The sequence below is a fragment of the Streptomyces sp. NPDC058864 genome (genome assembly GCF_042742985.1).
Lineage (GTDB): Bacteria > Actinomycetota > Actinomycetes > Streptomycetales > Streptomycetaceae > Actinacidiphila.
Genome location: NZ_JBHYMQ010000082.1, coordinates 1 through 14,021, shown reverse-complemented (window position 1 = coordinate 14,021; position 14,021 = coordinate 1). Strand labels below are relative to the sequence as shown.

General features: G+C 74.5%; 11 protein-coding genes. 9 read left to right on the top strand and 2 right to left on the bottom strand.

The features are described from left to right. Nucleotides 1-12: 12 nt before the first annotated feature. On the top strand, nucleotides 13-1,248 hold the full coding sequence (locus tag ACFW3D_RS36765) for a citrate/2-methylcitrate synthase (protein ID WP_500512049.1): 1,236 nt from the start codon (nucleotides 13-15) through the stop codon (nucleotides 1,246-1,248). Between the two features lie 695 nt (nucleotides 1,249-1,943). Here the strand turns inward: ACFW3D_RS36765 and valS are convergent. Then, a complete protein-coding gene (gene valS, locus ACFW3D_RS36760) occupies nucleotides 1,944-4,502 on the bottom strand; it encodes a valine--tRNA ligase (RefSeq protein WP_500512047.1) in 2,559 nt (852 codons plus the stop codon). 106 nt (nucleotides 4,503-4,608) lie between these two features. Between valS and ACFW3D_RS36755 the strand changes: the two genes are divergently transcribed. Beyond that, complete coding sequence (locus ACFW3D_RS36755) at nucleotides 4,609-5,088, top strand: MarR family winged helix-turn-helix transcriptional regulator (RefSeq protein WP_500512045.1); 480 nt, start codon at nucleotides 4,609-4,611, stop codon at nucleotides 5,086-5,088. A gap of 9 nt (nucleotides 5,089-5,097) precedes the next feature. Next, nucleotides 5,098-5,553 carry a universal stress protein gene (locus ACFW3D_RS36750; protein ID WP_500512043.1) on the top strand — a complete coding sequence of 152 codons (456 nt, stop codon included), beginning with the start codon at nucleotides 5,098-5,100 and terminating at the stop codon, nucleotides 5,551-5,553. Between the two features lie 75 nt (nucleotides 5,554-5,628). Here ACFW3D_RS36750 and ACFW3D_RS36745 read toward each other — a convergent pair whose 3' ends face one another. Beyond that, a complete protein-coding gene (locus ACFW3D_RS36745; protein ID WP_500512041.1) occupies nucleotides 5,629-6,588 on the bottom strand; it encodes an NADP-dependent oxidoreductase in 960 nt (319 codons plus the stop codon). 218 nt (nucleotides 6,589-6,806) lie between these two features. Here ACFW3D_RS36745 and trxA point away from each other — a divergent pair, with 218 nt between their 5' ends. From trxA to egtD, 6 genes are all read left to right on the top strand, one after another. After that, on the top strand, nucleotides 6,807-7,190 hold the full coding sequence (trxA, locus tag ACFW3D_RS36740) for a thioredoxin (protein WP_500512039.1): 384 nt from the start codon (nucleotides 6,807-6,809) through the stop codon (nucleotides 7,188-7,190). A gap of 33 nt (nucleotides 7,191-7,223) precedes the next feature. Continuing rightward, entirely contained in the window at nucleotides 7,224-8,894 is a 1,671-nt protein-coding gene (locus ACFW3D_RS36735) for an AMP-binding protein (protein WP_500512038.1), read from the top strand. A gap of 671 nt (nucleotides 8,895-9,565) precedes the next feature. Beyond that, complete coding sequence (egtA, locus tag ACFW3D_RS36730) at nucleotides 9,566-10,822, top strand: ergothioneine biosynthesis glutamate--cysteine ligase EgtA (RefSeq protein ID WP_500512087.1); 1,257 nt, start codon at nucleotides 9,566-9,568, stop codon at nucleotides 10,820-10,822. Then, on the top strand, nucleotides 10,819-12,150 hold the full coding sequence (gene egtB, locus ACFW3D_RS36725; RefSeq protein ID WP_500512036.1) for an ergothioneine biosynthesis protein EgtB: 1,332 nt from the start codon (nucleotides 10,819-10,821) through the stop codon (nucleotides 12,148-12,150). The genes egtA and egtB overlap by 4 nt, the downstream gene beginning before the upstream one ends. Nucleotides 12,151-12,178: 28 nt before the next feature. Continuing rightward, complete coding sequence (gene egtC, locus ACFW3D_RS36720; protein ID WP_500512034.1) at nucleotides 12,179-12,934, top strand: ergothioneine biosynthesis protein EgtC; 756 nt, start codon at nucleotides 12,179-12,181, stop codon at nucleotides 12,932-12,934. Then, a complete protein-coding gene (gene egtD / locus ACFW3D_RS36715) occupies nucleotides 12,931-13,893 on the top strand; it encodes an L-histidine N(alpha)-methyltransferase (protein WP_500512032.1) in 963 nt (320 codons plus the stop codon). Before egtC ends, egtD begins: the two co-directional genes overlap by 4 nt. The last annotated feature ends 128 nt before the right edge of the window (nucleotides 13,894-14,021 follow it).

Here is a 14,021-nt window from a genome sequence, read left to right as displayed (position 1 = left end):
TGGGATGGAGTCATGACGACGGAGGAACGGCTGAGCACGCGCGAGGCGGCCGAGCGGCTCGGGATCAAGCCGGAAACGGTGTACGCCTACGTCAGTCGCGGCCTGCTGAGCAGCCGGCGCGCCCCCGGCGGGCGGGGCAGCACCTTCGACCCCGGCGAGGTCGACGCCCTGGCGCGCCGCAACCGGCGCGCGGCGCAGCAGCCCCCCGAGGACGACGGCACGGGCACGGTGCGCACCGCCGTCACCCTCATCGACGGCGACCGCTACTACTACCGCGGGGTCGACGCGACCGCCCTGGCCGAGCGGTACGGCTACGAGGAGGTGGCCGAGTGGCTGTGGACCGGCGCCCTCAGCCACGGCGTGCGCTTCACCGCCCCGCCGCAGGCCCTGGCGGCAGCCCGGCGGGCGGTCGCGGCGCTGCCCGGGCACAGCGGCCCGATGGACCGGCTGCGGGCGACCGCCGTAGCGGCGGCCGTGGCGGACCCGCTCCGCTTCGACCTCTCCCCCGAGGCCGTGCTCGGCGCCGCCCGCGGCCTGATCCCCACCCTCGTGCACGCCCTCCCCGCCGCCGGTACCGCGCACCGGGGTGAGGCCCGGCTCGCCCGGGGCCTGTGGTCACGGCTGACCGGCCGGCCGGCCGACGAGGCGTCACTGCGGGTGCTGGACGCGGCACTCGTCCTGCTCGTCGACCACGACCTGGCCGCCTCGACGCTCGCCGTGCGCATCGCCGCCTCCGCCCGCGCGCATCCGTACGCCGTGGTCTCGGCCGGCCTCGGCGCCCTCGACGGCCCCCTGCACGGCGCCGCCAGCGGCCTCGCCCATCGCATGCTGGCCGAGGTGCTCGACCGCGGCAGCGCGGCCGCCGTCGTCGCCGACCACCTGCGCGCCGGCCGCGGTGTCCCGGGGCTGGGCCACCGCCTCTACCGGGCCGAGGACCCCCGCGCGGTCATGCTCCTCCGGCTGCTCGAGGACGTCCCGTACGCCGCCGGCGCCCTCGCCGCCGCCCGCGAGGTGGCCGCCACGGCGGCCCGCCACGCCCCGGGCCACCCCAATGTCGACCTCGCCCTCGCGGTGCTCTCCGTCTCCGCCGGCATGGTCCCGGAGGCCGGCGAGACGGTCTTCTCCGTCGCCCGGACGGCCGGCTGGATCGCCCACGCCCTGGAGGAGTACGCGGAACCCCCGCTCCGCATGCGCCCGAGCGGCCACTACGTGGGGCCGAGACCCCCGCGGCCGCTGCCGATGCCGTAGGTGCTCTGTGCGGGGTGGTGGAGGGTGCTGCCGGTGCCGCCGGTGCTGCCGGTGCCGCCGGTTTTCGGCTGTCCCGCCGTCTCGCTCCCTTCGGTCGCAGAGCGGCGGGCTGCAGACGGAAGGGTGGGCGGCTGGTCCGTCGCGCGGTGTGCGGGTGGGTGCGTGGCCGGGGTTCATGCGCCGGAGCGGGATCCCTCTCCCGTGGTGTCTGTCTCGTTGCCGTCCGCGGGTATAGATGGCTGGTTGCCACGCCCACCCTTCGTGGGTGGCGCGCCCGCCGTAACCCGCGTCTGCGGGTAATTCCCCGACAGGCGACAGACTCGGCTGTTGGTCTGCCAAGATCGGGCTCTGTTCCGCCGAACATATCGGCGGAACAGAGCCCGATCTCCCGTCAACGGCTCGAAAGCACCTCGAATCAGCCGCAGACGCAGGTCACGGCGGGCGCGCCCACCACCGGCAGTAGGCGTGGAAGCGGCCATCCATACCCGCGGACGGCAACGAGACCCCCGCCACCGGAAAGACCACCTGCTCCGGAGCCTGAACCCCCGCCACGCACCCACCCGCACACCGCCACGAGGGCCCCGCCCCCACACTCCCGTCCGCAGCCCGCCTTTTTGCGACCGAAGGGAGCGAGACGAAGCGACAGCCGAAAACCGGCAGGCCGCCCACTCACCGGGCCAACAGCACGGAAGCGCTCAGCGCGCCTCCGGCAGACGCACCTCGTACGCCAGCCCGTCACCGCCCGCCGGGACCCGTTCCACCGCCGCCGCGCGGGCCGCGGCGCGGACGTCGTCCTCGGCGAGGGCGAAGAGCGCCAGCTCAGGGGCCGGACCGGTGACGACGAGCCGGCCGGTCTCCGCACGCATCGACAGCCGCGCCTCGGACTTGGCCCTGCGGACGGCGGTGATCGCTTCACGGGCGGTGGCGAGGACGCGCGGGTCGCCGTCGCCGGCGAGCGCCCGCAGCGCGTCCGCGTCGGGCCAGTCGGCACGGTGGACGGAGCCGTCCTGCCACCACGACCAGACCTCCTCCGTCACGAAGGGCAGGAAGGGCGCGAACAGCCGCAGCAGGACGGACAGGACGGTGGCCAGCGTGGCGAGGGCGGAGGCGTCGCCTTCGTACGCGCGGCCCTTGACCAGCTCGACGTAGTCGTCGCAGAAGTCCCAGAAGAAGGACTCCACGCGTTCCAGGGCACGGGCGTGGTCGAAGTCCTCCAGGGCGTCGGTGGCGACGCGGACGGTCGACGCGAGGGCCGCCAGCAGGGCGCGGTCCAGTGGCGCGGTGACCTCCGGGACGGAGGCGCCGGGCATCGCGCCTGAGGTGAGCACGAAGCGGCCGACGTTGAGGACCTTGATGGCGAGACGGCGGCCGATCTTCATCTGGCCCGTGTCGAAGGCGGTGTCCGTGCCGGGGCGGGCGGAGGCCGCCCAGTAGCGGACGGCGTCGGAGCCGTGCTCCTCCAGGAGGTCGCCCGGGGTGACCGCCCTGCCCCGGGACTTGGACATCTTCTTGCGGTCCGGGTCGAGGATCCAGCCGGAGATCGCGGCGTGCCGCCACGGCAGGACGTCCTGCTCGGCGTGGGCGCGGACGACGCTGCCGAACAGCCAGGTCCGGATGATCTCGTGGGCCTGCGGCCGCAGGTCCATCGGGAAGACCTTGGCGAACAGCTCGTCGTCGGTGCCCCATCCGGCGGCGATCTGCGGGGTGAGCGACGAGGTCGCCCAGGTGTCCATGACGTCCGGGTCTCCGGTGAAGCCGCCGGGCACGCCCCGCTGCTCCTCGCGGTAGCCGTCGGGGACGTCGGTGCCGGGGTCGACGGGCAGTGCCGACTCGTCGGGGAGCAGCGGCTTGTCGTGGACGGGCTCACCGGCGTCGTCGAGCGGGTACCAGACGGGGACGGGGACGCCGAAGTACCGCTGGCGGCTGACCAGCCAGTCGCCGTTGAGCCCCTCGACCCAGCTCTCGTAGCGGACCCGCATGTGCTCGGGGTGCCAGCGCAGTTCGCGGCCGCGTTCCAGCAGCCGCTCGCGCAGGGCCTCGTCACGGCCGCCGTTGCGCAGGTACCACTGGCGGGTGGTGACGATCTCCAGCGGCCGGTCGCCCTTCTCGTAGAACTTGACGGCGTGGACGACCGGTTCGGGCTCGCCCTCCAGGTCGCCGCGCTCGCGCAGCATCCCCACCAGCCGCTCGCGGCCGGTGTGCGCGGTGGCGCCCGCCAGTTGCCCGAACGCCTCGCGGGCCCGCGCCGACTCCAGGGCGGCCGGCGGCACGGGCAGGAAGCGCCCGTCACGGCCGAGGACCGGCCGGGTGGGCAGCCGGAGTTCACGCCACCAGGTGACGTCGGTGGTGTCGCCGAAGGTGCAGATCATGGCGATGCCGGTGCCCTTGCCCGGGTCGGCCAGCCGGTGGGCGTGGACGGGGACCTCGACGCCGAAAACCGGGGTCGTGACGGTGGTGCCGATCAGCTCGCGGTAGCGCTCGTCGTCGGGGTGCGCGACCAGGGCGACGCAGGCGGGGAGGAGTTCGGGCCGGGTGGTGGCGACGACGATCCTGCCGCCGCCGGGGCGGTGGAAGGCCAGCCGGTGGTAGGCGCCGGGCCGTTCGCGGTCCTCCAGCTCCGCCTGGGCGACGGCGGTGCGGAAGGTGGTGTCCCACAGGGTGGGCGCCTCGGCCGAGTAGGCCTCGCCGCGTTCCAGGTTGCGCAGGAAGGCTCGCTGGGAGGCGGCACGGGAACGGGCGTCGACGGTCTGGTAGGTGAGCGTCCAGTCGACCGACAGGCCGAGCCGGCGCCACAGGTGCTCGAAGGTCTTCTCGTCCTCGGCGGTGAGGGCCTCGCACAGTTCGATGAAGTTCCGCCGGGAGACGGGCTGCTGCTGCCTGCCGGGGCGCTCGGGCGGGGTGAGGCCGGGGTCGTACGGGAGCGTGGGGTCGCAGCGGACCCCGTAGTGGTTCTGGACCCGGCGCTCGGTGGGCAGGCCGTTGTCGTCCCAGCCCATGGGGTAGAAGACGGTCTGCCCGCGCATGCGCCGGTAGCGGGCGACGGTGTCGGTGTGGGTGTACGAGAAGACGTGCCCGATGTGGAGCGAACCGCTGGCGGTGGGCGGCGGGGTGTCGATCGAGAAGATATCCTCGCGCGGCCGTGACCGGTCGAAGCGGTGTACGCCCGACTCGTCCCAGCGCCGCGACCATTTCGCTTCGAGCCCGTCAAGGGAGGGCTTGCCGGGGACGTCGTGATGACGAGGCGGGGGGTTCATGCCGCCCCATCGTAGGCAGCCAGGCCGCCTCGGCCGAACGATTTACCCGCCGGATCGTTCAGCTCACCGATGATTCGGTACCGGACCTTTTTGCTAGGCTCGGACCATGGGTCCCACGGCATCCGCGCCCGACTTCACAGGGCTGCTGCAGTACGCCAGCCACGCCATGACGAACCGGCTGGCCGCCGCCCTGGCCGAGGTCGGGCTCACCCCCCGCGGGTACTGCGTGCTGCTGCACGCGCTCCCCGGCGAGCTGACGCAGGCTCAACTCGCCGAGGTCTCCCAGCAGGACAAGACCACGATGGTGGTCACCATGGACGAGCTGGAGCGGGCCGGGCTCGCCCAGCGGCACCCCTCCCCCACGGACCGCCGGGCCCGGATCATCACCGTCACCGAGCCGGGACGGGAGCTCGTCGCCCGCGGCAGGGAGATCACCGCGCGCGTCCACGGCGACCTCCTGGCCGCCCTCCCCGAGGACGAACGGGCGGTCTTCGCCTCCGCCCTGCAGCGGCTGGTGGACGGTCATCTCGCCCCGGCCGCGGATTCCCCGCGTCCGGTACGGCGCGCGCGGCAGTCACGCAAGTAGGCTCGGAACGTGAGCGACAAGGCGGCTTTCGAGCGGGGCACGGACGGTCCCAAGGTGATCGTGGCGGGACTGGACGGATCGGAGTCGTCGTGGCGCGCCGTGGCCTACGCGGCGGGGCTGGCGCGGCGCCAGAACGCGCTGCTGGCGATCGTCTACGTGCAGCCGGTCCTGGCGGCGGGCGCCGCCTTCGGCGCCCCCGTCGCGGAGGCGACCGCCGAGATCGCCGACCAGCTCAAGGCGGAGATAGAGAAGGCCGCCGCCCGCTTCCAGTCGGTGTCCAGCCTGCGCTGGGAGTTCCACACCTTCATCGGCGACCCGTTCGGCGGACTGTCGCAGGCCTCGAACGAGCTCAAGGCCGACGCGGTGGTGGTGGGCGCGTCCGAGAAGGCCGGGCACCGGATCGTGGGCTCGGTCGCGGTGCGGCTGGTCAAGGCGGGGCGCTGGCCGGTGACGGTCGTCCCGTAGGCTCCGCCACCCTCTCGTCCGGCCCTGGCCGGACGGTTCCGGGGCGGTCCGGGGCGGTTCCGCGCGACCCGGCGGTCAGCCCCCGTCGGCGACGTGGATGACGACCTTGCCGCGGCGGTGCTCGTGCTCCAGCGCCTCGTAGGCCGCTCGGGTCTCGGTGAGCGGCACCACGCGGTCGACCCGCGGGGTGAGCTTGCCGCCGTCGATCAGCCGGGAGACCGCCTCCAGGCCCACCCGGTCCGGCTCGACCACGAAGAAGACGCCGCGGGCGCCGTGCGCGCGGGCGAGCTCCGGGTCGGGCGGTGACACGATGCTCACCAGCAGGCCGCCCGGCCGCAGCACCGACCAGGAGCGCTCCTGCGTCTCGCCGCCGACGGCGTCGAAGACGACGTCCACGTCCGCCACCTCGTCCTCGAAGCGGCTGCCGGCGTAGTCGACGACGCGACACGCGCCCAGTCCGGCGACGAAGCCGGCGTCGCGCGCCGCGGCGGTCGCCGTGACCTGCGCGCCGAGCGCGGCAGCGATCTGGACGGCGAATGAGCCGACGCCTCCCGCCGCGCCGTGGACGAGGACGTGCCGGCCCGGGGTGACCCCGGCGTGCCGGGCGAGCGCCTGCCAGACGGTGAGCGCGGCGAGCGGGACCGAGGCGGCCGCGTCGTGGTCGATCCGCCGGGGCTTGGGGGCCAGGATGCCCGCGGGGAGGGTGACGAACTCGGCGGCGGCTCCGTCGTGGACGAAGGGGATCAGCGCGTAGACGGCGTCCCCGACCCTCGGGGTGACGACCCCCGGCCCCACGTCGGCGACCACGCCGGAGACCTCGTGCGAGGGGATGGTGGGGGTGCGGTCGCGGCCCGAGCCGTCGAAGCTGTCCGTCCAGGTCGCGTCCCAGTCGAGCTCCCCGGCGGTCACGGAGGCGGCCCTGACCGCGACCAGGGCCTCGCCGGGATCCGGCTCGGGGCGGGGCGCGGTCTCGTAGCGGAGCTGTTCGGGCCCGCCGCGCCGGTGGGCACGTACGGCGTGCATCGTCGTCACCATCGACCGCTCCCGTGGTCGCTCCGGCGCCTTACCGGCGGGGGCGGGACGGACGTCCCCGCCCCCTCCAGCATCAGGCCCCGTCCGGCTCTCGGCATCCCCTTGCGCGAGGGGGCGGCGGGGGGGACGCGCCGGGGGCGGCGTTCGGAATAGCGCAGCGCTGCCTTCGGTTACGGTCAGTGGGTCCCGACCGACGGCACCCGGAAGCAGGTAAGGGAAGCATGAGCACTGTTGAGCTCACCAAGGACAACTTCGACGAGGTCGTGGGCAACAACGATTTCGTCCTGATCGACTTCTGGGCGTCCTGGTGCGGCCCGTGCCGGATGTTCGCCCCCGTCTACGAGGCGGCCGCGGAGAAGAACACCGACCTCGTGTTCGGCAAGGTCGACACGGAGGCGCAGCCCGAGCTGGCCGCCGCGTTCCAGATCCAGTCCATCCCGACGCTGATGATCATCCGTGACAAGGTGGCCATCTTCTCCCAGCCCGGCGCGCTGCCCGCGCCCGCGTTCGAGGACCTGATCAAGCAGGCCCGCGACCTGGACATGGACGAGGTCCGCAAGTCCATCGCCGAGCAGGGTGCCGACCAGGAGGCCCCGAAGGCCTGACATCTGACGGGGTGTCAGCTATGGTGCGGCCGTATGGGGCGCACCATGGCAGAACTCGTCGAGGGCCAGTGGGACGATCCGCGTCCCGGGCTGCTGTACGGGGAGCGCGGGCTCAGCCGCCATGACGTGGCGGCCGCCTCCGCCGCCCGCGCGGCGCTGCTGGCCGACCTGCTGCCGCACGGCGCCGAACCGCACGTGGGGGTGCTCCTGGGCAACGTCCCGGAGTTCCCGCTGTGGCTCGGCGCCGCGGCGTGTGCGGGGGCCGCCGTCGTGGGGGTCAACCCGACCCGGCGCGGTGCGGAGCTGGCCCGCGACATCACGCACACCGAATGCGCGCTGCTGGTCACCGAGCGCGCGCACCTGCCGGCGCTGCGCGGGCTCGCCCTCCCGCTCCCCCCGGAGCGGATCCTGGTCGTGGACGACCCGGCGTACCCGGCCCTGCTGCGCCCGTACGAGGACGCCGGTCCGCCGCGCGGCAGGCGGATACGCCCCGGCACGCGGCTCCTGCTGTACTTCACCTCCGGCTCGACGGGCGCCCCCAAGGCCGTGATCGTCTCCCAGGGGAGGCTCGCCGACGCGGGCGCCTCCCTCAGCGGCTTCCTGGACCTCGGGCCGGACGACGTCCACTACCTGTGCATGCCGCTCTTCCACGGCAACGCCGTGATGGCCGGTTGGGCACCCGCCCTCGCGGGCGGCGGCGCCGTGGCGCTGCGCCGGACCTTCTCCGCCTCCCGCTTCCTGCCGGACGTGCGCGCCTACGGGGCCACGTACTTCACCTACGTCGGGCGGGCCGTGCAGTACCTGCTCGCCACCCCCGAGCGGCCCGACGACCGTGAGCACCGCCTGCGCCGGGGCTTCGGCACCGAGGCCGGGGCCGTGGACGCCGCCCGGTTCGCGGAGCGCTTCGGTGTGCCGCTCACCGAGGGCTACGGCTCCTCCGAGGGCGGGGCCGCCATACAGCGCTCCCCCGGCACGCCGCCCGGCGCGGTAGGGCGTGCCGCGCCCGGCACGGACCTGGCCGTGGTGGACCCGGCGACCGGTGCCGAGCGGCCCCGCGCCGTCCTCGACGAGGCGGGCCGGCTGCTCAACGGCGACGAGGCGATCGGCGAGCTCGTCAACCGCGGGACCTCCCGCTTCGAGGGCTACTGGCGCAACCCCGAGGCGGTCGCCGTCCGTACCCGCGACGGCTGGTACTGGACCGGCGACCTCTTCTTCCGCGACGCCGAGGGCTGGTTCCACTTCGCGGGCCGCGCCGACGACAGGCTGCGCGTGGACGGCGAGAACCTCGCCGCCGCGGTGATCGAGAACGTCCTGGCCCGCTTCCCCGCCGCCGCGGCCGTGGCCGTGTACGCCGTGCCCGACCCCGTCTCGGGCGACCAGGTCATGGCGGCCCTGGCCCTCCGCGAGGGCTCCGCCTTCGACCCCGGCGCCTTCGCCGTCTTCCTCGCCGCGCAGCCGGACCTCGGCACGAAATCGGCTCCGCGCTTCGTACGGGTCGTGCCCCGCATGCCGGTCACCGCCACCAACAAGGTGCGGCGTACCGCCCTGCGCCGCGAGGGCTTCCGCTGCCCCGACCCCGTGTGGTGGTCCCCGCCCGGCGAGGGATCCTGCGGCTCGGCGTACCGCCGCCTCTCCGACGCCGACCTCGCCGCCCTGCTGGAGCGCTACCGCGCCCAGGACCGCGCCGGGCTCCTGGACCGCTGAGCCCGCAGCCCGCCCGTCCCGCAGGCGGTCGTTTCGTGCGGGTCCGTCCGGGCGGACGCAGCCCATGTGCCACGACCGGTTCGAGCGACCGGACCCGGTTCGTACGGGCGCGGCGGCCGAGGCGCGCCGGCCGCCCAGGGCCCGGATCCGTACGGAGGTGGCGATCGCAGCGACCCGCAATGCCCGCGCCGGCCCGCGCGACGGCCGACGGCGAAGGGGAGCAGCCGGGCCGGTTGCCGCGGAGAGGTGCCCGGTATCGGCGCATCGACCCGGGCGTCCCGGCCGGACACCCCGGCCCCCGGCGGGAGGGTGCATCGGGGCTCACGGCATCCGGAGCACCGCGTGCGCCCGCAGGACCGGCGGGGCGGCACGCTTGGGCCTGGACCGGACGATCCTCGCTGAAGGTTCCGACATCAACTGCCTGACCTGCGCAGACACTCTCTGGAGATGCGGGCCGCCGGGCGGCGGTCCACTCTTGATTCGGACCGGACGGCAGAGGCCGCCCTCGACACGGGTGTCACCTGCCGTCCCTCGGCCGTTCGCCCGGGGCGCTCTTGAGTGCCTCGCGCCGAAGGGCTTAGGTGGTACGGACACTGCCCGGCCGCGGCCGGGCGGACACGGAGAACCGCCTACGACGGGAGGTCCCGGCCATGCCCGGCACCAGTCAGCGGATGGAGACGTCCGAACCGATCAGCGAGACAGCGGCGGAGGATCATATACAGGGCATCTGTTTCAAAACCGGCCCGCCTCGCCGCATAGGCGTGGAACTGGAATGGTTCCTCCACGACCCGCACGACCCGGCCCTCCCGGTGGGCCCCGCACGGCTCGGCGCCGCCGTCGCCGGGCTGCGCGACCTGTACCTCCGCTCCCGGCTCACGTCCGAGCCCGGCGGACAGCTGGAGCTCAGCTCGCTGCCCGCCCCCTCCTTGACCGCGTGCGTCAACGCCGCGGCAGCAGACCTCCACTCCGTACGCCACCGGCTCCGCCGGGATGGCCTGGCCCTGGCGGGCCACGGCCACGACCCGTGGCGACGGCCCCGCCGGCTGCTGGACGAGCCCCGGTACGCGGCCATGGAGGCGTACTTCGACCGGTCAGGACCCGCGGGCCGGGCCATGATGTGCTCCACGGCCTCCGTCCAGGTCTGCCTGGACTCGGGCACCGAGGAGCCAGGCCCCTTCGGGCTCGGCAGACGCTGGCTGCTGGCGCACCTGCTGGGCGCGGTCCTGGTGGCCGCGTTCGCCAACTCGCCGCTCAGCACCGGCCGCCCGACCGGCTGGCGGTCCACCCGGCAGGCGGTGTGGGCCGCGCTGGACCCGGGGCGCACCCTCGCCCCGCCCGCCGGGGGCGACCCGCGTGCGGCCTGGACGGCCTACGCCCTGGACGCCCCGGTGCTGTGCATCCGCGGCGACGAGGGACCCTGGACGGTGCCCGACGGGCTCACCTTCCGCGACTGGATCCGTGACGGCTCGCACCGCCGGCCGACCCTCGCCGACCTGGACTACCACCTGTCGACGCTCTTCCCGCCGGTGAGGCCGCGCGGTTACCTGGAGCTGCGCATGATCGACGCGCAGCCCGGACGGGACGGCTGGATCGTGCCGCTGGCGGTGGCCGTGGCGCTCTTCGACGACGCCGCCGCCTCCGAGGTCGCCTACCGGGCGGTGAAGCCGCTCGCCGACGCGGCGGGCCGGGACCCGGCGCCCCGCAACCCGCTGTGGCGGCGTGCCGCCCGGCACGGCCTGGCCGACCCCGAACTCCACGCCACCGCCATGACCTGCTTCGCCGCGGCCCGCGAGGCCCTGCCCCGGCTCGGGGCGGACCGGGCCGTGCAACAGGCGGTGGACGACTTCACCGAGCGTTACGTCCAGCGCGGCCGCTGTCCCGCCGACGACCTGCTCGACGCATTCCTACGCAAGGAGAGCCGCACGTGACCGCACCCGCACTCGACCCCGAAGCCCTGCGCCGGCGGGCGCTGGACGCCCTGACCACCGCGCGCGAGCGCACCCGGGTGCTCACCACCTGCGTCGACGACCGCGAACTCACCGCCCAGCACTCCCCGTTGATGTCCCCCCTGGTCTGGGACCTGGCCCACATCGGCAACCAGGAGGAGCAGTGGCTGCTGCGGAACGTCGGCGGCCGTGAGGCCCTGCGCCCCGACATCGACCCGATCTACGACGCCTTCGAGCACCCGCGCTCGGAGCGTCCCACGCTGCCGCTGCTGCCGCCCGCGGAGGCGCACGCCTACGCCGCCGAGGTACGCGGCAGGGTGCTGGACATCCTGGAGCGGGCGCCGCTGCACGGCACCCCGCTGACCGACGCGGCCTTCGCCTTCGGAATGATCGCCCAGCACGAACAGCAGCACGACGAGACGATGCTGATCACCCACCAGCTGCGCCGCGGCCCGGTGGCCCTCACCGCGCCCCCGCCGCCGCCCGCGCCCGCGGACACGGCGCTGCTGCCGGCCGAGGTACTGGTCCCCGGCGGTCTGTTCACCATGGGCACCTCGACCGAACCGTGGTCGCTGGACAACGAACGTCCCTCGCACGTACGCGAGGTGGCGCCGTTCTTCATCGACACGGTGCCGGTCAGCAACGGCGCGTACCTCGCCTTCGTCGAGGACGGCGGCTACGAGGACGAGCGCTGGTGGACCCCGGCCGGCTGGGCGCACGTGCGCGAGCACGGCCTGGCCGCCCCGCTGTTCTGGCACCGGGAGGGCGGTGCGTGGCTGCGCCGCCGCTTCGGGGTGACCGAGCCGGTGCCGCGCGAGGAGCCCGTGCTGCACGTGTGCTGGTACGAGGCCGACGCGTACGCCCGCTGGGCCGGACGCCGGCTGCCGACGGAGACGGAGTGGGAGAAGGCGGCCCGGCACGACCCGCGGACCGGACGCTCCCGCCGCTACCCGTGGGGCGACGCCGATCCCGGCCCGGAGCACGCCAACCTCGGCCAGCGGCACCTGCAGCCGGCCCCGGTGGGCAGCTACCCGGCGGGGGCATCGCCACTGGGCGTACGGCAGCTGATCGGTGACGTGTGGGAGTGGACGGCGAGCGACTTCCTGCCCTACCCGGGTTTCGCCCCGTTCCCCTACAGGGAGTACTCGGAGGTCTTCTTCGGCCCCGACCACAAGGTGCTGCGCGGCGGTTCCTTCGCCGTGGACCAGGTCGCGTGCCGGGGCACGTTCCGCAACTGGGACTACCCGATCCGCCGGCAGATCTTCTCCGGCTTCCGCACCGCCCGCGACGCCCGCCCGGAGCAGGCGTGAGGGCCCCGGGCAGACGGGGGCGCGGCTGATGTGCCGGCATCTGGCGTACGTCGGTCCGCCCGTCGCGCTCCGCGAACTCGTCATCGACCCGCCGCACTCGCTGTACCGCCAGTCGTGGGCGCCGCGCCGGCAGAAGTACGGCACGGTCAACGCCGACGGCTTCGGGCTCGGCTGGTACGCGGACGGGGACCCGCTGCCCGCGCGGTACCGGCGTGCCGGGCCGATCTGGGACGACCCGTCCTTCGCGGACGTGTGCCGGGTGACGCGCTCCGGGGCGCTGCTCGGCGCGGTCCGCGACATCACGGAGGGCTCGGTGGCCGACGAGTCCGCGGCCGCCCCGTACACGGCGGACCGCTGGCTGTTCAGCCACAACGGGGCGCTGCGCGGCTGGCCGCACTCGGTCGCCGGGGCGGCCGCCACGCTGCCTCCGGAGGAGCTGCTGGCCTTGGAGGCGCGCTGCGACTCGGCCCTGGCCTGGGCGCTGACCCTGCACCGGCTGCGGGCCGGGGCCCCGGCGGACGAGGCGCTCGCCGACACCGTCGGCCGGCTGGCCGCGCTGACCCCCGACTCACGGCTCAACTTCCTGCTGACCGACGGCCGGGCGATCGCCGGCACCGCCTGGGGCGACACGCTCTGGTACCTGGACACGCCCGGCCGCTCCCTCGTCGTGGCCTCCGAGCCGTACGACGACAGTCCGCGCTGGACCGAGGTCCCCGACCGCCACCTGCTGTACGGCGATCCCACCGAGGTCCTGCTGATCCCGCTCAAGGAGCCGCACCTGTGAGCCCGTTCACCCTCACCCGCACCCTGCCCGCCGACGCCACCGCGGCCGCGCTGCGCGCCGACGTCGCGTACGGGCTGACCCGCAGCCCCAAGCAGCTCCCGCCCAAGTGGTTCTACGACGCCCGCGGCAGCGAGCTGTTCGAGGAGATCACCCGGCTGCCCGAGTACTACCCGACCCGCGCCGAGCGGGAGATCCTGCACGCGCGGGCGCCGGAGATCGCCCGGGCGACCGGTGCCCGCACCCTGGTCGAGCTGGGCTCCGGTTCCTCGGAGAAGACCCGGCTGCTGATCGGCGCGCTGGGCACGCCGCTGACGTACGTGCCGATCGACGTCAGCGAGTCCGCGCTCACCGGCGCGGGCGAGGCCCTGCTCGCCGACCACCGGGACCTGTCCGTGCACGCGCTCGTCGCCGACTTCCAGCACGGGCTCGCCCTGCCGGAGACGCCCGGCCCGCGGCTGGTCGCCTTCCTCGGCGGCACGATCGGCAATCTCCTCCCGCAGGAGCGGGCCCGCTTCCTCTCCACGGTCCGCGCGCTGCTCTCCCAGGGCGACGCGCTGCTGCTCGGCACCGACCTGGTCAAGGACGAGGAGACGCTGGTGGCGGCGTACGACGACGCGCAGGGCGTCACGGCCGCCTTCAACAAGAACGTCCTGTCGGTCATCGACCGCGAACTCGGCGCGGACTTCCACCCGGACGACTTCGACCACGTCGCCGTGTGGGACCGCGAGGAGGAGTGGATCGAGATGCGGCTGCGGGCGCGCGCCGACGTGACCGTGAAGGTCCCCGCGCTCGACCTGTCCGTGGACTTCACCCGCGGCGAGGTGATGCGCACCGAGGTCTCCGCGAAGTTCCGCGAGGAGGGCGTGCGGGCCGAATTGGCGGCCGCGGGTCTCGCCCTGCGGCACTGGTGGACCGACACCGGGGGCCGGTTCGCGCTGTCGCTGGCCTTCCCCGCCTGATCCGCCCCGTCCGCGGTGGGCGGCCCCCCCCTCGGGGGCGCGCCCCCCCGCCCGGCCCCGCCCCCCCACCGGGCAAATTTAGCCCACAAAAAGAATTGGTAACATTTTTATATTTCGCGGTGTGCCCC